This is a genomic window from Oryzisolibacter propanilivorax (genome assembly GCF_900103645.1).
Taxonomy (GTDB): Bacteria; Pseudomonadota; Gammaproteobacteria; order Burkholderiales; family Burkholderiaceae_C; genus Melaminivora; species Melaminivora propanilivorax.
In genome coordinates this window covers 548,812-567,428 of the sequence record NZ_FNHP01000001.1, presented here as the reverse complement: position 1 = coordinate 567,428, position 18,617 = coordinate 548,812, and the positions used below count along the sequence as shown (strand labels likewise).

Below are 18,617 nucleotides of genomic sequence, written 5' to 3'. Positions count from 1 at the left end.
CACAAGAGCTGGCGCGAGGGGCACCCAAGGTTTTTCGTCAGAGAAAATCGCAAAGGTTGATCATGGATATCTCCAAGGCCGAAATCGCATCGGCAGCTGCCGCCACCGGCAGCCAAACTCCCCCCGCTTCCGCCAGCGCGCCCCAGGAACTGATGGGCGCTGACATCCTCGTGCAGTGCCTGCAGGCCGAAGGCGTGCAGTACATGTGGGGCTACCCCGGCGGTGCGGTGCTCTACATCTATGACGCGCTGTACCGCCAGGACAGCATCCAGCACGTGCTGGTGCGCCATGAGCAGGCAGCGGTGCATGCCGCCGACGGCTTCGCGCGCGCCACCGGCGAGGTGGGTGTCGCGCTGGTCACCTCCGGCCCCGGCCTGACCAACGCGGTCACCGGCATTGCCACGGCGTACATGGACTCCATTCCCATGGTCATCATCTCCGGCCAGGTGCCTACGCCCGCGATCGGGCTAGACGCCTTCCAGGAGTGCGACACCGTCGGCATCACGCGTCCCATCGTCAAGCACAACTTCCTGGTCAAGGACGTGCGCGACCTGGCGCTGACGCTCAAGAAAGCCTTCCACGTGGCGCGCACCGGCCGTCCCGGCCCGGTGGTGGTGGACATCCCGAAGGACGTGTCGTTCAAGAAGACGCCCTGGCATGGCTATCCGGCCAGCGTCGAGATGCGCTCGTACAACCCGGTGAAAAAGGGCCACGCCGGCCAGATCCGCAAGGCGCTGCAGCTGCTGCTGACCGCCAAGCGGCCCTACATTTATACCGGCGGCGGCATCCTGCTGGGCAACGCTTGCCAAGAGCTGCGCACGCTGGTGGACATGCTGGGCTACCCGGTCACCAACACGCTGATGGGCCTGGGCGCCTATCCTGCGTCCGACCGCAAGTTCCTCGGCATGCCCGGCATGCACGGCACGGTGGAGGCGAACAACGCCATGCAGCACTGCGACGTGCTGCTGGCCGTGGGCGCGCGCTTCGACGACCGCGTGATCGGCAACCCCAAGCACTTCGCGCAGAACGAGCGCAAGATCATCCACGTGGACATCGACCCCTCGTCGATCTCCAAGCGCGTGAAGGTCGACATCCCGATCGTGGGCGACGTTAAGGACGTGCTGAACGAGCTGATCTCCATGATCCGCGAAAGCACCGTGCGGCCCGACGCCGGCGCGCTGTCGGCCTGGTGGGAGCAGATCGAGGCCTGGCGCAGCCGCGACTGCCTGAAGTACGACCGCGGCAACACCGAAGTCATCAAGCCGCAGTATGTGGTCGAGACGCTGTGGAACATGACCCGCGGCGAGGAGACCTACATCACCTCCGACGTCGGCCAGCACCAGATGTGGGCCGCGCAGTACTACCGCTTCGACGAGCCGCGCCGCTGGATCAACTCGGGCGGTCTGGGCACCATGGGCGTGGGTATTCCCTACGCCATGGGCATCAAGCTGGCCAAGCCTGATTCCGAGGTGTTCTGCATCACCGGCGAGGGTTCGGTGCAGATGAACATCCAGGAGCTGTCCACCTGCCTGCAGTACAACACCCCGATCAAGGTGGTGTCGCTGAACAACCGCTACCTGGGCATGGTGCGCCAGTGGCAGGAGATCGAGTACTCCGGCCGCTACAGCCACAGCTACATGGACGCGCTGCCCAACTTCGTGAAGCTGGCCGAGGCTTATGGCCATGTGGGCATGCTGATCGAGCGGCCGCAGGACGTCGAGCCGGCACTGCGCGAGGCGCGCAAGCTGAAGGACCGCACAGTCTTCATGGACTTCCGCACCGACCCCACCGAGAACGTGTTCCCGATGGTGCAGGCCGGCAAGGGCATCACCGAGATGCTGCTGGGGTCGGAAGACCTGTAAGCACGAAATTGGCCTCTGGCCCTTGTGTTGCAAGGGCCTTCAGCTATATTTTCGATAGCTGTCATTTTTCCCCACTGACGAATCTATTGCCTGCCAAGCCTGGCGCTTACCGGCGCCAGGGGAGGGCAGTGAAAAACGACAGTTTTCTGCGACCACTTGTTGATCGTGCTGTCGTCGCAAAAAGAGGAGCCTGCATTCCCATGAAACACATCATCGCTGTCCTGATCGAGAACGAGGCGGGCGCGCTGTCGCGCGTCGTCGGGCTGTTCTCCGCACGGGGCTACAACATCGAATCGCTGACCGTGGCGCCCACCGAGGACCCGTCGCTGTCGCGCATGACCATCCAGACCACGGGCTCGGACGACGTCATCGAGCAGATCACCAAGCACCTGAACCGCCTGATCGAGGTGGTCAAGGTGGTCGACCTGACCGAGGGCTCGTACACCGAGCGCGAACTGATGATGGTCAAGGTGCGCGCGGTGGGCAAGGAGCGCGAGGAGATGAAGCGCATGGCCGACATCTTCCGCGGCCGCATCATCGACGTGACCGAGAAGAGCTACACCATCGAGGTCACCGGCGACCAGGCCAAGAACGACGCCTTCCTGCACGCCATCGACCGCACCTGCATTCTGGAAACCGTGCGCACCGGCGCCAGCGGCATCGGGCGGGGCGAACGCATCCTGCGTGTGTAGGACAATCGCCTGTTTTCTTTCATTCAACCAACACCCCAACGGAGCTCGTTTTTCCCATGAAAGTTTTCTACGACAAGGACTGTGACCTCTCCCTGATCAAGGGCAAGACCGTGGCCATCATCGGCTACGGCAGCCAGGGCCACGCACACGCCCAGAACCTGAACGACAGCGGCGTGAAGGTGGTGGTCGGCCTGCGCAAGGGCGGCGCGTCCTGGGACAAGGTCGGCAAGGCCGGCCTGAACGTCATGGAAGTCAACGACGCCGTCAAGGCCGCCGACGTGGTCATGATTCTGCTGCCCGACGAGCAGATCGGCGACGTGTACAAGAACAACGTCGAGCCGAACATCAAGCAGGGCGCGTCGCTGGCCTTCGCGCACGGCTTCAACGTGCACTACAACCAGGTCGTGCCGCGCGCCGACCTGGACGTGTGGATGGTCGCCCCCAAGGCCCCCGGCCACACCGTGCGCAACACCTACAGCCAGGGCGGCGGCGTGCCGCACCTGGTGGCTGTGCACCAGGACAAGTCGGGCAAGGCGCGCGACCTGGCGCTGAGCTATGCCATGGCCAACGGCGGCGGCAAGGCCGGCATCATCGAGACCACCTTCAAGGAAGAGACCGAGACCGACCTGTTCGGCGAGCAGGCCGTGCTGTGCGGCGGCGCGGTCGAGCTCATCAAGATGGGCTACGAGACGCTGGTCGAAGCCGGCTATGCGCCCGAGATGGCCTACTTCGAGTGCCTGCACGAGCTCAAGCTGATCGTCGACCTGATTTATGAAGGCGGCATCGCCAACATGAACTACTCGATCTCCAACAACGCGGAGTACGGCGAGTACGTGACAGGCCCCGAGGTCATCAACGAAGAGTCGCGCAAGGCCATGCGCAACGCGCTCAAGCGCATCCAGGACGGCGAGTACGCCAAGATGTTCATCCAGGAAGGCCGCCTGAACTATCCTTCCATGACCGCCCGCCGCCGCAACCTGGCCGACCACAGCATCGAAGTCGTGGGCGGCAAGCTGCGCGCCATGATGCCCTGGATCGCCAAGAACAAGCTGGTCGACCAGACGCGCAACTGATCTTCCACAAGGCACCCGGGCTGCCCGTCGCGTGCGGGCGCCCGGCGCACTTCCAAGGCCACCTCGGTGGCCTTTTTGCTTGGCGGTGCGCGGCTACACTGCGGGGCTTTTCCGCCGAATCGGTGGAACTATCAAAACCATAGCTGGATGCCTATGTCTTTAAAGGGCTGGAGGTCGATTTGATGCATGAAGGCAATGGCGCCGGCGCAGAGCGTGGCGTGCTGGTGCGCAAGCGCCGCAAGGGCATCTACATCCTGCCCAACCTGTTCACGTTGGCGGCGCTGTTCGGTGGCTTCTACGCCATCGTCATGGCGGTGAACGGCCGCTTCGACCAGGCGGCGGTGGGCGTGTTCTGCGCCATGGTGCTCGACAGCCTGGACGGGCGGGTGGCGCGCATGACCAACACGCAGAGCGCGTTCGGCGAGCAGATGGACTCGCTCTCGGACATGGTCTCCTTCGGCGCCGCCCCGGCGCTGGTGGCCTACATCTTCGCGCTGCAGGGACTGGGGCGCTGGGGCTGGATCGCTTCGTTCGTGTACTGCGCCTGCGCCGCGCTGCGCCTGGCGCGCTTCAACGTCAACACTAGCGTGGTGGACAAGCGCTGGTTTCAGGGCCTGCCGTCGCCCGCGGCCGCGGCGCTTGTCGCCGGCTTCATCTGGCTGCTGACCGACGCCGGCGTGCGGCCGGGTTACGACGGCTGGCTGAGCTGGGACGCGGTGACCTGGATCATGTTCGCCACCACGCTGTATGCCGGTCTGACCATGGTGACCAACGTGCCGTTCTACAGCTTCAAGGACGTGCAGCTGAAGAAGAGCGTGCCGTTTGCCGCCATCGTGCTGATCGCGCTGGGCATCGCCGTCATCAACATCGACCCGCCCAGCGTGCTGTTCGCCGTGTTCGTGCTGTATGGGCTGTCGGGCTACGGCGTGTATGCCTGGCGCAAGTCGCGCGGCCAGCACACCAGCGTCATCAGCACCTCCACCGACGAGCCCGACGAGCGCGGGCTGCACGACTGAATGGGCTGTGCTAAAGTGGCCGCCATGCATTTGCTGTCGCTAGCCCTACTACCGATGTCCCACGGGCAGGCAAAGTAGCGCGCGTTAGTTCAGGCTTCCATCCCTACTTCTTCGGCCCGTTTGCACCAGCAACGGGCCGTTTTTGTATGCATGCAGGTTGCTGGTGGTTCTTCCCACATCTTGATCGGACACCCACACCATGCTCCACAATCCTGCCGCCAAGTACCGTCCCTTCGCCCCCGTCGCGCTCAGGGACCGCACCTGGCCCGATGCGCAGATCACGCGCGCGCCGCGCTGGCTGTCCACCGACCTGCGGGACGGCAACCAGGCGCTGATCGAGCCCATGGACCTCGCGCGCAAGCTGCGCATGTTCGAACTGCTGGTGCGCATCGGCTTCAAGGAGATCGAAGTCGGCTTCCCCGCCGCCTCGCAGGTCGAGTGGGACTTCGTGCGCCAGCTGATCGATGAGGACCGCATTCCGCACGATGTGACCATCCAAGTCATGACGCCGGCACGGGAGGAGTTGATCGAGCGCACGGTGCAGTCGCTTGCCGGCGCGCGCCGCGCCATCGTGCATGTCTACAACGCCGTGGCACCGCTGTGGCGCGAGGTGGTGTTCGGCATGTCGGTGCTCCAGGTCATGGCATTGGTCGAGCGCCACGTGCGCCAGGTGCGCGCGCTGACCGATGCGCAGCCCGGGACCGAGTGGGTGCTGCAGTATTCGCCCGAGACCTTCAGCCTAGCCGAGCTGGACGTGTCGCGGCAGGCCTGCGAGACGGCGATCGCCGCCTGGGGCACGGGCCGCCCCATCATCCTGAACCTGCCGACGACGGTGGAGGCCGCCACGCCCAACGTCTTCGCCGACCAGATCGAATGGATGGCGCGGTGCTTTGCCGACCGGCCCGAGGTGGTGCTGTCGGTGCATCCGCACAACGACCGCGGCACCGGCACTGCAGCCGCCGAGCTGGCCCTGATGGCCGGCGCGCACCGGGTGGAAGGCTGCCTGTTCGGCAATGGCGAGCGCACCGGAAACCTGGACATCGTCAACGTCGCGCTGAATCTGTATGTGCAGGGCGTGGCGCCCGGGCTCGACTTTTCCGACATCGATGCCATCCGCGCCGAAGTCGAGCACTGCAACCAGCTGCCGGTGCCGGCGCGCCATCCGTATGCGGGCGATTTGGTCTACACCTCGTTCTCGGGCTCGCACCAGGACGCCATCAAGAAGGCCTTCGCCGCGGGCCGCGAGGGCGACGTTTGGGCCATCCCCTACCTGCCCATTGACCCGAAGGACCTGGGCCGCAGCTATGAGGCGGTGATCCGCGTCAACAGCCAGTCGGGCAAGGGTGGCATCGCCTATCTGCTGGAGGCCGAATACGGCGTGCAGCTGCCGCGCCGCTTGCAGATCGAATTCAGCCAGGTGGTGCAGCGTGCCATGGACGTGCAGGGCAAGGAGTTGTCTGCTGCCGATCTGTGGACGCTGTTCAGTAGCGAATATGCGCTGGACGGCACGCCGGTGCTGCAGCAGCGCCAAATCACCGCCGGCACCAGCGCGCAGGGTGGCGCACAGACCGAGTTGCGCGCCAGCCTTCAGTGGCAGGGCCGCGAGCTCGCGCTGCAGGGCAGCGGCAATGGCCCGATCGACGCCTTCGTGAACGCGCTGGGCGCCGCCACCGGCCACGCCATCCGCGTGCTGGACTATCAGGAACACGCCATCGGCGGGACCGGTTCGGTCGGCGGCGATGCACGCGCCGCGGCCTATGTCGAGCTGCGCGTGGACGATGGCCGGCCGGTCTTCGGCGTGGGCCTGGAGCACGACATCGTCGGTGCCGCGCTGCGCGCTGTGGTGTCAGCCCTGCAGCGCGCTGTGCGCGGGCAGCAGCCGAGGCCGCACGCCGCGCCGCAGGCTTTGCAGGTCGCGTAAATTACCGGCCCCGAACCCTTGGCAAATCTGAAAACAACCCCCGAACGCATTGGCACGGAGAACCACCATGGCAGATCAGCTCATCATTTTCGACACCACCTTGCGCGACGGCGAACAGTCGCCCGGCGCCAGCATGACGCGCGACGAGAAGCTGCGCATCGCGCGCCAGCTCGAGCGCCTGAAGGTGGATGTGATCGAGGCGGGCTTCGCCGCCAGCTCCAACGGCGACTTCGAGTGCGTGCAGGCCATTGCCCGTGTCGTGAAGGATTCGACCATCTGCTCGCTGTCGCGCGCCAACGACCGCGACATTGCCCGCGCCGCTGAGGCGCTCAAGGACGCCAGCCGCGCGCGCATCCACACCTTCATCGCCACCAGCGCGCTGCACATGGAAAAGAAGCTGCGCATGACGCCCGAGCAGGTGCTGGAGCAGGCGAAGCAGTCGGTGCGCTTCGCTCGCAACCTGCTGGAAGACATCGAGTTCAGCCCCGAGGACGGCTACCGCAGCGACCCCGACTTTCTGTGCCGCGTGATCGAGGCGGTGATCGCCGAGGGTGCGACGACCATCAACGTGCCCGACACCGTGGGCTACGCCATTCCCGAGCTGTACGGCAACTTCATCAAGAACCTGCGCGAGCGCATCCCGAACAGCGACAAGGCGATCTGGAGCGTGCATTGCCACAACGACCTGGGAATGGCCGTGGCCAACTCGCTGGCCGGGGTGAAGATCGGCGGCGCGCGCCAGGTGGAGTGCACCATCAACGGCCTGGGCGAGCGCGCCGGCAACTGCTCGCTCGAAGAAGTCGTGATGGCCGTGAAGACACGCCGCGACTACTTCGGGCTGGACGTCAACATCGACACCCAGCACATCGTCGCTGCCAGCCGCATGGTCAGCCAGACCACCGGCTTCGTGGTGCAGCCGAACAAGGCGGTGGTGGGCGCCAATGCCTTCGCGCATGCCTCGGGCATCCACCAGGACGGCGTGCTCAAGGCGCGCGACACCTACGAGATCATGCGCGCCGAGGACGTGGGCTGGAGCGCCAACAAGATCGTGCTGGGCAAGCTGTCCGGGCGCAACGCCTTCAAGCAGCGCCTGCAGGAACTGGGCGTGGAGCTGGAGAGCGAAAGCGAGATCAACGCCGCGTTCACCCGCTTCAAGGAGCTGGCCGACAGGAAGAGCGAGATCTTCGACGAGGACATCCTGGCGCTGGTCAGCGACGAGAGCCTGAGCGGCGAGAAGGAGCAGTTCGGCTTCGTGTCCCTGTCGCAGCGCAGCGAGACGGGCGAGCGCCCGCACGCCGAGATCGTCTTCACGGTGGACGGCCGCGAGGTGAAAAGCGGCGCCGAGGGCAACGGCCCGGTGGACGCATCGCTCAAAGCCATCGAGGCGCACGTGCACAGCGGTGCCGACATGGTGCTGTATTCGGTCAACGCCATCAGCGGCTCGACCGAGAGCCAGGGCGAAGTGACGGTGCGCCTGCAGAGCGCGGGCCGCGTGGTCAACGGCGTAGGGGCCGATCCGGACATCATCGTGGCCTCGGCCAAGGCATACTTGAGCGCCCTGAACAAATTGCAAAGCAAATCCGAAAGGGTTGCGGCGCAGGGCTGAAGTACACTCCAGCCACCTCAAGTGTAACGTGAGCGAAGCCGTGCAAGACATTGATCTTGCGCGGCTTTTTCGCTTTCTGTACACTGCCGCACAGTTCTTTCGGTTTGGAGCAAATTGATGCCTGCGCGCCTGCCACTCGCCCCTCGCATGTTGCATTTCGCGGCTCTGGCCGCCCTCACGGTGGCCCTGACGGCGCCCGACGCCCAGGCGGTACAGCGCAAGCAGGCTCCGGCCAAGAAACCCGTGGCCTCGGCCGTGGCCAAGCGTGCTGCGGCACCGTCGGCGGCCCGCGCCCCGCGCAAGGGCACGACCAAGGTGGTGGCGCGGGCTTCGGCACGCAGCGTGCGCGCCCCGGTGCGGGCCGTGGCAGCGGTGGCGCCGGCGCGCCTGTCCTTCGGGCAGATCGCCGGCCTGCACAAGGTCAGCGATCCGCTCGACCTCGCCTCCAGCGTGGCCTTGGTCATGGATCAGGACACCAAGGAGGTGCTGCTGAGCAAGAACGATCGCGCCGTGCTGCCCATCGCCTCGCTGACCAAGCTGATGACCGGTCTGCTGATCTCCGAGGCGCACCTGCCGATGGACGAGCTGATCACCATCACTCAGGACGACGTGGACACGGAAAAGCACAGCAGTTCGCGCCTGCGCGTGGGCACGACGCTGTCGCGCGGCGAGCTGCTGCACCTGGCGCTGATGTCCAGCGAGAACCGCGCCGCGCACGCCCTGGGCCGCACCTTTCCCGGCGGGCTGTCGGCCTTCGTGCAGCGCATGAACGACAAGGCCAAGCTGCTGGGCATGATGGACACGCGCTATGTCGAGCCGACCGGCCTGTCCAGCCAGAACCAGTCCAGCGCCCACGACCTGGCTACGTTGGTGAACGTGGCGCACGGCAACGCGCTGGTGCGCGAGCTGTCCACCTCGCCCGGACACGAGGTTGCCGTGGGCAGCCGCACGCTGCAGTACAACAACACCAACCGTCTGGTGAAGAGCCCGGCGTGGGACATCGGCCTGCAAAAGACCGGCTACATCTCCGAGGCTGGGCGCTGCCTGGTCATGCAGGCCCAGGTCTCCGGGCGCAAGCTGATCATGGTATTCCTGGATTCGGCCGGCAAATTCAGCCGCCTGGGCGACGCCGAGCGCGTGCGCTCGTGGGTGGAAGGCATGCAGCCGGCCGGCAATGCACTGATCGCCGCGGGCCAGACCTCGCTGCGCCCCTGACGGGCAGGGCACGCCGGGTCATGCCGGCGGCCGTCATCTTTTCCGCTTTGATTCAACTCTGCCGCCGGGCGCATGCCCCGCGGCATTTTTCATGTGCCCGTGGGTGGAGCGGGGCGGCCGCAGGCCGTCCGTCCGGTCAGGCCGCAGCAGCCGACAGAGCGGTGCGCAGGCCGGGAGTGAAGCCCAGGGCGCGTGAGATGTCCCGCGCCGCCTCTTGCAGCTTGGGGATCCAGCCCTCGTCCAGACGATCGGCCGGGGCGGAGATCGACAGCCCCGCCACCAGCTGGCCCTGGTCGTCGAACACGCCCGCGGCCATGCAGCGCACGCCCAGCTCCAGTTCCTCGTTGTCGTAGGCCACGCCGTGCTGGCGCGCGCGCCCCAGCTCACGCTCGAGCAGCGGCAGCTGGGTGATGCTGTTGCGCGTGTGTCCAGGCAGGCCGGTGCGCGTGGCGTAGGCGCGCACGCGCTGCGGGTCGTCCGCGGCCAGGAACAGCTTTCCGGTGGAGGTCAGGTGCAGCGGCGCGTGGCCGCCGATGGCGCGCACCACCTGCATGCCCGAGCGTTCGCTGTAGGTGCGTTCCACGTAGACGATCTCGTCGCCCTGGCGCACGCTCAGGTTCACGGGTTGCTGGATCAGCCGGTGCAGCTGGCGCATGGGCGCCAGCGCGGCATCGCGCACCGACAGGCGTGCCTTGACCAGGTTGCCCAGCTCCAGCAGGCGCATGCCCAGGCGGTAGCTGCCGGCCTCGGGGCGGTCAACGAAGCGGCCGATGGTCAGGTCGTTCAGGATGCGGTGCGCGGTGGAAGGGTGCAGGCCCGTCTTTTCGCTGATCTCCTTGAGCGAGACCGCTTCCTCGCGCGCCGCCAGCACGTCGATCAACTGGAACATGCGCTCCATCACCTGCACACTGGGCTTGACGGGCAACTCCACCGGGCTTTTCTTCATGTCGTAACGGGCAGTCGAAAAGCCGTTGATTTTACCTAATGAAAAGTCATTTTGTGCCCCTGCGTCTGTCAAGGGCGCGTATACGCGGCGCAGGATTCACGGGCGGTGCGCCCCAAACCTAGGCTGCACTCGCGCTCCGCTCAGGCATTGCGCACGGCCGGAGCGGCGGACGCGCGGCCCGTGTCGCCCCACCTGCCCAGTTCCCACTTGGCGATGGCATTGCGGTGCACCTCGTCCGGCCCGTCGGCAAAGCGCAGCGTGCGGGCGTTGGCATAGGCGTATGCCAGGGGAAAGTCGTCGCACACCCCGCCGCCGCCGTGCACCTGGATCGCCCAGTCGATGACCTGGCAGGCCATGCTGGGCGCCACCACCTTGATCATGGCGATCTCGCTGCGCGCGGCCTTGTTGCCCACGGTGTCCATCATCCAGGCGGCCTTGAGCGTCAGCAGGCGCGCCATGTCGATGCGGCAGCGCGCCTCGGCGATGCGCTCCTGCGTCACCGTCTGCGCGGCGATGGGTTTGCCGAAGGCCACACGGCTGCTGGCGCGCTTGCACATCAGCTCCAATGCGCGCTCGGCCTGGCCGATCAGGCGCATGCAGTGGTGGATGCGCCCGGGCCCCAGGCGACCCTGGGCGATCTCGAAGCCGCGGCCTTCGCCCAGCAGGATGTGGTCGACCGGCACGCGCACGTTGTCGAAGACCACCTCGGCATGGCCGTGCGGCGCATCGTCGTAGCCGAAGACGTTCAGCGCGCGCACGATGGTGATGCCCGGCGTGTCGGCCGGCACCACCACCATGCTCTGCTGAGCGTGCTTGGGCGCCTGCGGGTCGCTCTTGCCCATGGTGATGAAGACCTTGCAGCGCGGGTCGTTGGCGCCGCTGGTCCACCACTTGCGGCCGTTGATGACCCAGTGGTCGCCGTCGCGCTCGATGCGCGTGGCGATGTTGGTGGCGTCGCTGGAGGCTACGTCCGGTTCGGTCATGGCGAAGGCCGAGCGGATGCGCCCCTCCAGCAGGGGCTTCAGCCAGGCCGCCTTGATGGCATCCGAACCATACCGGGCGATGGTCTCCATGTTGCCGGTGTCGGGAGCCGAGCAGTTGAACACCTCGCTGGCCCACAGCACACGGCCCATCATCTCGGCCAGCGGCGCGTACTCGGCATTGGTCAGCCCGGCGCCGTGGTAGCCCGAGGCCTCGGCTGTGTCCACCGGCAGGAACAGGTTCCACAGGCCCGCGGCTTGCGCCTTGGACTTGAGCGCCTCGATGGTGGCCAGCGGCGTCCAGCGGCGGCCCGCCTGGGTGTTGGCGGCCAGCTCCTCGGCCACCTGGCGCTCGGCCGGGTAGATATGCGCGTCCATGAACTGGCCCAGCCGCGCCTGCAGCTCCCGGGTCTTGGGCGAATAGTCGAAGTCCATGTGGTGTGTCCTTGGCTCGTGCGGAGGAAAAATCGGAATGGCGGCCGCTTCAGCCGTGGCGCTGTGCAAACGCCCAGGCCATCTCGGCCATCGGCCGGGCCTGCGCGCCGGCCGCGCGCGCCTGGGCGCTGGCGGCCGTGCCGGCCTCCACGCGCTTGGCGATGCCCTGCAGGATGGCGGCGATGCGAAACAGGTTGTAGGCCAGGTAGAAGTTCCAGTCGTCCAGCAGCGCGTCAGGGCCGGGCAGGCCGGTGCGCTCGCAGTAGCGCGCGATGTAGTCGCGCTCGGACGGGATGCCGAGCGCGGCCAGGTCCAGCCCGCCGATGCCCCGGCTGAGCCGGTGCGGGATGTGCCAGGCCATGCAGTGGTAGGCGAAGTCGGCCAGCGGGTGGCCCAGGGTGGACAGCTCCCAGTCCAGCACGGCCACGACGCGCGGCTCGCTCGGGTGGAACATCAGGTTGTCCAGCCTGTAGTCGCCGTGCACGATGGACACGCGGCTCTCGTCGCGCGCGCTGGCCGGCAGGTGCGTGGGCAGCCACTCGATCAGCCGGTCCATCTCGGCGATCGGCTGCGTGGCCGAGGCCTGGTACTGGCGGCTCCAGCGGCCGATCTGGCGCTCGAAGTAGTTGCCCGGCCGCCCGTAGTCGCCCAGCCCCAGGGCGGCGAAATCCACCCGGTGCAGCGCGGCGATCACGCGGTTCATCTCGTCGTAGTGGGCGGCGCGCTGCTCGGGCGGCATGCCGGGCAGCGCCTGGTCCCACAGTACCCGGCCAGCCATGAACTCCATGACGAAGAACGCACGGCCGATGACGGATTCGTCCTCGCACAGCGCCAGCATGCGCGGCACCGGCACGTCGGTGTCCGCCAGCGCGCGCATCACCGCGTATTCGCGCTCGATGGCGTGCGCCGAGGGTAGCAGCTTGGCGACCGGGCCGGGCTTGGAGCGCAGCACATAGCTGCGCGCCGGCGTGACCAGCTTGTACGTCGGGTTGGACTGCCCGCCCTTGAACATCTCGACCTGCAGCGGACCGGCAAAGCCATCCACATGCCGGTCCATCCACGCCGCCAGAGCCTGGACGTCAAAGGCATGTCGGGGCGCCACGGGGCGGGTGCCGATGAAGTCGTCGTACTGGCTCATGGCAGTGCGGAATGGCGTGCCGGGGCCCAGCGGCCCCGGCAACTGGAATCAGCATGAAAAACGGCTCCGGCCGTTTTTTCTTCACGGCACGTAGCTATGCTTTTCATAGCCCGGCATCGGCCGTGCGCAGCAGCGCTTGGCGGTCGCAGACCACCAGCCCGGCCGGCTCGATGCGGATCGTGCCCTCGCGCTCCATGCCTTTGAGCTCCTGGTTCACGCGCTGGCGCGATGCGCCCAGCAGCTGCGCGAGTTCTTCCTGCGCTAGCTGCAGGCTGATGCGTGTCTCGTCGCCGTTGGCCAGGTGCGGCACGCCGTAGCTGCGCACCAGGTGTAGCAGCTGCTTGGCCAGGCGCGCGCGCAGGGGCAGGGTGTTCAGGTCCTCGACCAGCCCGAACAGCTGGCGGATGCGCCGCGCGTGCAGGCGCAAGAGCGCTTCGTACAGCTCGGCGTGCTGCGCCAGGATCTTCTTGAAGTCGCCGCGCGCCACGCACAGGGTGGTGGTCTCGCCATGTGCATAGGCATCGTGCGTGCGCCGCTCGCCGTCGAAGAACGCCACGTCGCCGAACCAGATGCCCGGCTCGACATAGGTCAGCGTGATCTGCTTGCCCGAGATCGAGGTCGAGCTGACCCGCACCGCGCCGCGTGCGCAGGCGATCCATTCCTCGGGTGGGTCGCCGCGCGCCGCGATCAGCGCGCCATCTTTGAAACGCTTGACGTAGGAACATCGCAATATGTCGTGCCGCAACGAGGGCGACAGAGAGGAAAACCAGCGACCGGAATTGATCGCCTCGCGTTCTTCGATCGTAAGAATGGGTTCGTGCATGGCCTGTCTTATGCGTGACTGGGTCGGCGGCGATTGTCGCGCGGGGGACCGGAAGCACCCTGCGCCGCGCGCAGCCGGTACAATCGCGCGTTTTGGCAATACCCTGCAAGAGCGAGAAAGGCACTTTCGGTTATGACACCGCGAACTACCCCGGAGACCCCCACCAGCCGCTGACCGGCTGGCCGTTCGCGCCCGTACGAAAGACCTGGCTTCTTTCCCTCTTCTGAAAAGCGCGGACCTTGTTCCGCGCTTTTTGCTTTTTCGGTGCCCCTGTGCACGACCCGACCCACCGCCGCACCGCTTCCGACAAGGACCTGACCCCATGATCCAGATCACGCTGCCCGACGGCTCGCAACGCGACTACCCCGGCCCCGTCACCGTCGCCGACGTGGCCGCCTCCATCGGCTCCGGCCTGGCCAAGGCCGCGCTGGCCGGCAAGGTGGGAGGCAGGGTGGTCGACACCAGCCACCTGATCACGGACAGCGTCCCCTTGAGCATCGTCACCGCCAAGGACGCGGAAGGCCTGGACGTGATCCGCCACTCCACCGCTCACCTGCTGGCCTACGCCGTCAAGGAGCTGTTCCCCGACGCGCAGGTGACCATCGGCCCAGTGATCGAGAACGGCTTCTACTACGACTTCTCGTACAAGCGCCCGTTCACGCCCGAGGACCTGGCGGCCATCGAAAAGCGCATGGCCGAGCTGGCCGCCAAGGACGAGCCGGTCACGCGCCGCGTGCTGCCGCGCGACGAGGCGGTGGCGCACTTCAAGGGCATCGGCGAGCACTACAAAGCCGAGATCATCGCCAGCATCCCGGCCAACGAGGACGTGAGCCTGTACCGCGAGGGCGGCTTCGAGGACCTGTGCCGCGGCCCCCACGTGCCCAGTACCGGCAAGCTCCGGCACTTCAAGCTGATGAAGGTGGCCGGCGCCTACTGGCGCGGCGACCACCGCAACGAGATGCTGCAGCGCATCTACGGCACTGCCTGGGCGAGCAAGGACGACCTGCAGAAGTACCTGACGCTGCTGGAGGAAGCCGAAAAGCGCGACCACCGCAAGCTGGGCCGCGAGCTGGACCTGTTCCACATCGACGAGCACTCGCCCGGTACTGTGTTCTGGCACCCCAAGGGCTGGGCGCTGTGGCAGCAGGTCGAGCAGTACATGCGTCGCGTCTACAGCGACAACGGCTACCAGGAGGTCAAGGGCCCGCAGATCCTGGACAAGGGCCTGTGGGAGAAGACCGGCCACTGGGACAAGTACCGCGAGAACATGTTCACGACGGAGAGCGAAAAGCGCGACTACGCCTTGAAGCCGATGAACTGCCCGGGCCACATCCTGATCTTCAAGCAGGGCATCAAGAGCTACCGCGACCTGCCGCTGCGCTATGGCGAGTTCGGCAACTGCCACCGCAACGAGCCCACCGGCGGCCTGCACGGCATCATGCGCGTGCGCGGCTTCACGCAGGACGACGGCCACATCTTCTGCACCGAGGACCAGATCCAGCCCGAGGTGCTGGCGTTCACGCGCCTGTTGCAGAAGGTCTATGCCGACTTCGGCTTCACCGAGATCATCTACAAGGTCGCCACGCGGCCCGAGGCGCGCATCGGCTCCGACGAGAGCTGGGACAAGGCCGAGGCGGCGCTGATTCACAGCCTGGAGGCCTCGGGGTGCGCGTACGAGCTGTCGCCGGGCGAGGGCGCCTTCTACGGCCCGAAGATCGAGTACACACTGAAGGACGCGCTGGGCCGGCAATGGCAGTGCGGCACCATCCAGGTGGACTTTTCCATGCCCGAGCGGCTGGATGCCGAATATGTCGGCGAGGACGGCGCGCGCCACCGCCCAGTGATGCTGCACCGGGCCATCGTCGGCAGCCTGGAGCGCTTCATCGGTATCCTGATCGAGCAGCACGCCGGCGCCATGCCGCTGTGGCTGGCGCCGGTGCAGGTGGCGGTGCTGAACATCACCGACGCGCAAGCCGACTACTGTCGCGAAATTGCTGCAAAGCTGCAAAAAGCACTGCCGCATCAAGACCTTAGGGTGACCACAGACCTGCGCAACGAAAAGATCACGTATAAAATACGCGAGCATTCGCTGCAGAAGCTGCCCTATATCCTGGTCGCAGGCGACAAGGAACGGGCAGCCAACACCGTGGCGGTGCGCGCCCGGGGTGGCAAGGACCTCGGTGTCATGTCCCTCGACGCCTTTGTCGAACTGGTTGCCCGGGACATCGCCTCCAAAGCCTGATTCTTTTGGGTCAAACGCCTGGGAACGCGCACGGGTCGTGCGCAAGCAGCTATGCTTTTCGTAGCTTTTTACACAGAGGGTGAGAACCATCGCTACCGAATTTCGTGATCGTCGGCACCGTGAGGAACGCAAGCACCGGCTGAACCGGGAAATCATGGCGCCTGAAGTGCGCCTGTCCGGTCCGGACAACGAACCTCTGGGCATCGTGAGCCTGCAGGAAGCCCTACGCATGGCGGGTGAGCTGGATGTGGACCTGGTAGAAATTGCCGCCACGGCCAATCCGCCCGTCTGCCGCCTGATGGACTACGGCAAGTTCAAGTACCAGGAGCAGAAGAAGGCGGCCGAGGCCAAGGCCAAGCAGACGGTCATCGAGATCAAGGAAGTCAAGTTCCGCCCCGGCACGGACGACGGCGACTACAACATCAAGATGCGCAACATCCGCCGCTTCCTGGCGGAGGGCGACAAGGTCAAGGTCACACTGCGCTTTCGTGGCCGCGAGATCACGCACCAGGAAATCGGCATGGCGCTGCTCAACCGCCTGCGCGACGAACTGGCCGACAGCATCCTGGTCGAGCAGTTCCCCAAGCTGGAAGGCCGCCAGATGATCATGATGATCGCCCCGGCGCGCAAGAAGCCGGCCGCGGCGGCCCCCAAGGCCGCTGCCGAGGGCGCACAGCCGCAGGCCTGACGACCTGCATGAACACCATCGGGCCGGCAGCCGACTGCTTCGTGCAGAAAGCTGGCGGCCAGCCCAGGTGGCGCCTGCAAGGGCGCTGCCGCACGGCGGGGTGATGCCCGCCGATCAAGAAGTGGCTCGGGGCCTGCAAGGTTGCACAGTGGTGTGCAAACGCCTCACGAGCACGAATCAAGGAGCATGTACATGCCCAAAATGAAGACCAAGAGCAGCGCGAAGAAACGTTTTCGCGTTCGTCCGGGTGGCACCGTCAAGCGCGGTCAAGCCTTCAAACGTCACATCCTGACCAAGAAGACCACGAAGAACAAGCGCCACCTGCGTGGTGCTGTGAACGTGCACGAAGGCGACATGGGCTCCATCGCCAAGATGCTGCCCAGCGCAGGCCTGTAATTCACTGACGAACAAGGAGAAGACACATGCCTCGCGTCAAACGTGGTGTAACGGCACGCGCCCGTCACAAGAAGGTTCTCGCCCTGGCCAAGGGCTTCCGCGGTCGCCGCGGCAACGTCTACCGCGTTGCCAAGCAGGCGGTCATGAAGGCTGGCCAGTACGCCTACCGTGACCGCCGCACCAAGAAGCGCGTGTTCCGCCGTCTGTGGATCACGCGTATCAACGCCGCCGCCCGCGAACTGGGCCTGACCTACAGCCAGTTCACCAACGGCCTGAAGAAGGCCGCCATTGAGATCGACCGCAAGATGCTGGCCGACCTCGCGGTGCACGACAAGGCTGCCTTCGGCAGCATCGTGGAGCAGGTCAAGGCCAAGCTGGCCGCTTGAGTTGCGTCTACGGGCCGGCCGCTATCGTTGGCATAGCGGCTGGTGCGCCAACAGCAAGGGCTAGGGCTTGAAAGGGCGCTAGCCCTTGTTTTTTTCCGAAAGTCGATATGAACGAGTTGGATTTGCTGGTGACGGGTGCGCGCGAGTCGTTTGCGCGTTGCGCCACCCCGGCCGAGCTGGAAAACGCCAAGGCGCAGTTCCTGGGCAAGTCGGGCCGCCTGACCGAGCTGATGAAAGGCATGGCGCAGCTCTCGCCCGAGGACAAGAAAACCCGCGGCGCAGCCATCAACGCCGCCAAGCAGTCGGTGGAAGCGGCCCTGACCGAGCGCCGCCAGCAGCTGGCAGATGCGGAGCTGGCGCGCCAGCTGCAGGCCGAGGCGCTGGACGTGACGCTGCCCGGGCGCCAGCGCGGCATGGGCGGCCTGCACCCGGTCTCGCTGACCCTGGAGCGCATCGAGCGCATCTTCGGCTCCATGGGTTTCGATGTGGCCGACGGCCCGGAGATCGAGACCGACTGGTTCAACTTCACCGCGCTGAACACGCCCGAGGACCACCCGGCGCGTTCTATGCACGACACTTTCTACGTCGAGGGCGGCACACCCGAGGCGCCGCACCTGCTGCGCACGCACACCAGCCCGATGCAGGTGCGCTACGCCGTGCAACACGTCAAGAAATACCGCTACCTGATCGACGCCGGCCAGGCCATGCCAGAGATCCGCGTGATCGCGCCGGGCCGCACCTACCGCGTGGATTCGGACGCTACGCACTCGCCCATGTTCCACCAGTGCGAGGGGTTGTGGATCGGCGAGAACGTCAGCTTCAAGGACCTGAAGGTCGTCTTCACCGACTTCTGCCGTACTTTCTTCGAAAGCGACGACCTGGTGCTGCGCTTTCGGCCCAGCTTCTTCCCGTTCACCGAGCCCAGCGCCGAGATCGACATCCAGTTCCAGCACGGCCCGCTGGCCGGGCGCTGGCTGGAGGTCTCGGGCTCCGGCCAGGTGCACCCCAACGTGGTGCGCAACATGGGCCTGGACCCCGAGCGCTACATCGGCTTCGCCTTCGGCATGGGCCCGGACCGCCTGACCATGCTGCGCTACGGTGTGAACGACCTGCGGCTGTTTTTCGACGGCGACATCCGCTTTCTGTCGCAGTTCCGCTGACCGTGCCGCCCATTTATCGAAAAAGTGAGCGCGTTGTC

Annotated in this window: 16 protein-coding genes; 12 read left to right on the top strand and 4 right to left on the bottom strand. The window is 66.1% G+C overall.

The features are described from left to right. Nucleotides 1-62: 62 nt before the first annotated feature. The 7 genes from BLQ61_RS02485 (at nucleotide 63) to BLQ61_RS02455 (ending at nucleotide 9,385) form a co-directional block, all read left to right on the top strand. Nucleotides 63-1,862: an acetolactate synthase 3 catalytic subunit gene (locus BLQ61_RS02485; protein WP_091566291.1), complete on the top strand. Its 1,800-nt coding sequence runs from the start codon at nucleotides 63-65 to the stop codon at nucleotides 1,860-1,862. Nucleotides 1,863-2,062: 200 nt separating this feature from the next. Beyond that, the gene (gene ilvN, locus BLQ61_RS02480) at nucleotides 2,063-2,554 is read left to right on the top strand and encodes an acetolactate synthase small subunit (RefSeq protein WP_091566289.1); all 492 of its coding nucleotides are present in this window, start codon (nucleotides 2,063-2,065) and stop codon (nucleotides 2,552-2,554) included. A 56-nt stretch (nucleotides 2,555-2,610) separates the two neighbouring features. Next, entirely contained in the window at nucleotides 2,611-3,627 is a 1,017-nt protein-coding gene (ilvC, locus tag BLQ61_RS02475) for a ketol-acid reductoisomerase (protein ID WP_091566287.1), read from the top strand. Between the two features lie 182 nt (nucleotides 3,628-3,809). Continuing rightward, the gene (gene pssA, locus BLQ61_RS02470) at nucleotides 3,810-4,643 is read left to right on the top strand and encodes a CDP-diacylglycerol--serine O-phosphatidyltransferase (RefSeq protein WP_091566285.1); all 834 of its coding nucleotides are present in this window, start codon (nucleotides 3,810-3,812) and stop codon (nucleotides 4,641-4,643) included. Nucleotides 4,644-4,842: 199 nt separating this feature from the next. Beyond that, the gene (gene leuA / locus BLQ61_RS02465) at nucleotides 4,843-6,564 is read left to right on the top strand and encodes a 2-isopropylmalate synthase (RefSeq protein ID WP_091566284.1); all 1,722 of its coding nucleotides are present in this window, start codon (nucleotides 4,843-4,845) and stop codon (nucleotides 6,562-6,564) included. Nucleotides 6,565-6,631: 67 nt separating this feature from the next. Beyond that, complete coding sequence (locus tag BLQ61_RS02460; RefSeq protein ID WP_091566282.1) at nucleotides 6,632-8,170, top strand: 2-isopropylmalate synthase; 1,539 nt, start codon at nucleotides 6,632-6,634, stop codon at nucleotides 8,168-8,170. 147 nt (nucleotides 8,171-8,317) lie between these two features. After that, nucleotides 8,318-9,385, top strand: a complete 1,068-nt coding sequence (locus BLQ61_RS02455) for a serine hydrolase (RefSeq protein ID WP_425415596.1) — start codon at nucleotides 8,318-8,320, stop codon at nucleotides 9,383-9,385. Nucleotides 9,386-9,521: 136 nt separating this feature from the next. Here the strand turns inward: BLQ61_RS02455 and BLQ61_RS02450 are convergent, their stop codons facing one another. The 4 genes from BLQ61_RS02450 to BLQ61_RS02435 form a co-directional block, all read right to left on the bottom strand. After that, the gene (locus tag BLQ61_RS02450) at nucleotides 9,522-10,331 is read right to left on the bottom strand and encodes an IclR family transcriptional regulator (protein ID WP_091566278.1); all 810 of its coding nucleotides are present in this window, start codon (nucleotides 10,329-10,331) and stop codon (nucleotides 9,522-9,524) included. 140 nt (nucleotides 10,332-10,471) lie between these two features. Further along, nucleotides 10,472-11,746, bottom strand: a complete 1,275-nt coding sequence (locus BLQ61_RS02445) for an acyl-CoA dehydrogenase family protein (RefSeq protein WP_091566276.1) — start codon at nucleotides 11,744-11,746, stop codon at nucleotides 10,472-10,474. Between the two features lie 49 nt (nucleotides 11,747-11,795). Then, nucleotides 11,796-12,884, bottom strand: coding sequence for a phosphotransferase (locus BLQ61_RS02440; RefSeq protein ID WP_091566274.1), 1,089 nt, complete (start codon nucleotides 12,882-12,884; stop codon nucleotides 11,796-11,798). A 103-nt stretch (nucleotides 12,885-12,987) separates the two neighbouring features. Continuing rightward, nucleotides 12,988-13,707 carry a Crp/Fnr family transcriptional regulator gene (locus tag BLQ61_RS02435; RefSeq protein ID WP_091566272.1) on the bottom strand — a complete coding sequence of 240 codons (720 nt, stop codon included), beginning with the start codon at nucleotides 13,705-13,707 and terminating at the stop codon, nucleotides 12,988-12,990. Between the two features lie 322 nt (nucleotides 13,708-14,029). On the opposite strand from BLQ61_RS02435, the gene thrS reads away from it, so the two are divergent. From thrS to pheS, 5 genes are all read left to right on the top strand, one after another. Then, the gene (gene thrS, locus BLQ61_RS02430) at nucleotides 14,030-15,949 is read left to right on the top strand and encodes a threonine--tRNA ligase (RefSeq protein ID WP_091566270.1); all 1,920 of its coding nucleotides are present in this window, start codon (nucleotides 14,030-14,032) and stop codon (nucleotides 15,947-15,949) included. Between the two features lie 79 nt (nucleotides 15,950-16,028). Then, nucleotides 16,029-16,637, top strand: coding sequence for a translation initiation factor IF-3 (gene infC, locus BLQ61_RS02425; RefSeq protein ID WP_091566268.1), 609 nt, complete (start codon nucleotides 16,029-16,031; stop codon nucleotides 16,635-16,637). Nucleotides 16,638-16,829: 192 nt separating this feature from the next. Further along, nucleotides 16,830-17,033 carry a 50S ribosomal protein L35 gene (rpmI, locus tag BLQ61_RS02420; RefSeq protein ID WP_091566490.1) on the top strand — a complete coding sequence of 68 codons (204 nt, stop codon included), beginning with the start codon at nucleotides 16,830-16,832 and terminating at the stop codon, nucleotides 17,031-17,033. Between the two features lie 26 nt (nucleotides 17,034-17,059). Beyond that, nucleotides 17,060-17,419 (top strand): 50S ribosomal protein L20, encoded by a 360-nt coding sequence (rplT, locus tag BLQ61_RS02415; RefSeq protein ID WP_091566266.1) that lies wholly within the window; start codon nucleotides 17,060-17,062, stop codon nucleotides 17,417-17,419. 107 nt (nucleotides 17,420-17,526) lie between these two features. Beyond that, nucleotides 17,527-18,579, top strand: a complete 1,053-nt coding sequence (pheS, locus tag BLQ61_RS02410) for a phenylalanine--tRNA ligase subunit alpha (RefSeq protein ID WP_091566264.1) — start codon at nucleotides 17,527-17,529, stop codon at nucleotides 18,577-18,579. Nucleotides 18,580-18,617 lie beyond the last annotated feature (38 nt).

Excerpts from the sequence above, each read along its gene's own strand:
- thrS (WP_091566270.1), top strand. The coding sequence starts at position 14,030 with ATGATCCAGATCACGCTGCCCGACGGCTCGCAACGCGACTACCCCGGC.
- rpmI (WP_091566490.1), top strand. The coding sequence starts at position 16,830 with ATGCCCAAAATGAAGACCAAGAGCAGCGCGAAGAAACGTTTTCGCGTT.
- BLQ61_RS02455 (WP_425415596.1), top strand. The coding sequence starts at position 8,318 with ATGTTGCATTTCGCGGCTCTGGCCGCCCTCACGGTGGCCCTGACGGCG.
- BLQ61_RS02445 (WP_091566276.1), bottom strand. The coding sequence starts at position 11,746 with ATGGACTTCGACTATTCGCCCAAGACCCGGGAGCTGCAGGCGCGGCTG.
- BLQ61_RS02440 (WP_091566274.1), bottom strand. The coding sequence starts at position 12,884 with ATGAGCCAGTACGACGACTTCATCGGCACCCGCCCCGTGGCGCCCCGA.
- BLQ61_RS02450 (WP_091566278.1), bottom strand. The coding sequence starts at position 10,331 with ATGAAGAAAAGCCCGGTGGAGTTGCCCGTCAAGCCCAGTGTGCAGGTG.
- ilvC (WP_091566287.1), top strand. The coding sequence starts at position 2,611 with ATGAAAGTTTTCTACGACAAGGACTGTGACCTCTCCCTGATCAAGGGC.
- rplT (WP_091566266.1), top strand. The coding sequence starts at position 17,060 with ATGCCTCGCGTCAAACGTGGTGTAACGGCACGCGCCCGTCACAAGAAG.
- leuA (WP_091566284.1), top strand. The coding sequence starts at position 4,843 with ATGCTCCACAATCCTGCCGCCAAGTACCGTCCCTTCGCCCCCGTCGCG.
- BLQ61_RS02485 (WP_091566291.1), top strand. The coding sequence starts at position 63 with ATGGATATCTCCAAGGCCGAAATCGCATCGGCAGCTGCCGCCACCGGC.
- pheS (WP_091566264.1), top strand. The coding sequence starts at position 17,527 with ATGAACGAGTTGGATTTGCTGGTGACGGGTGCGCGCGAGTCGTTTGCG.
- pssA (WP_091566285.1), top strand. The coding sequence starts at position 3,810 with ATGCATGAAGGCAATGGCGCCGGCGCAGAGCGTGGCGTGCTGGTGCGC.
- ilvN (WP_091566289.1), top strand. The coding sequence starts at position 2,063 with ATGAAACACATCATCGCTGTCCTGATCGAGAACGAGGCGGGCGCGCTG.
- BLQ61_RS02435 (WP_091566272.1), bottom strand. The coding sequence starts at position 13,707 with ATGCACGAACCCATTCTTACGATCGAAGAACGCGAGGCGATCAATTCC.
- BLQ61_RS02460 (WP_091566282.1), top strand. The coding sequence starts at position 6,632 with ATGGCAGATCAGCTCATCATTTTCGACACCACCTTGCGCGACGGCGAA.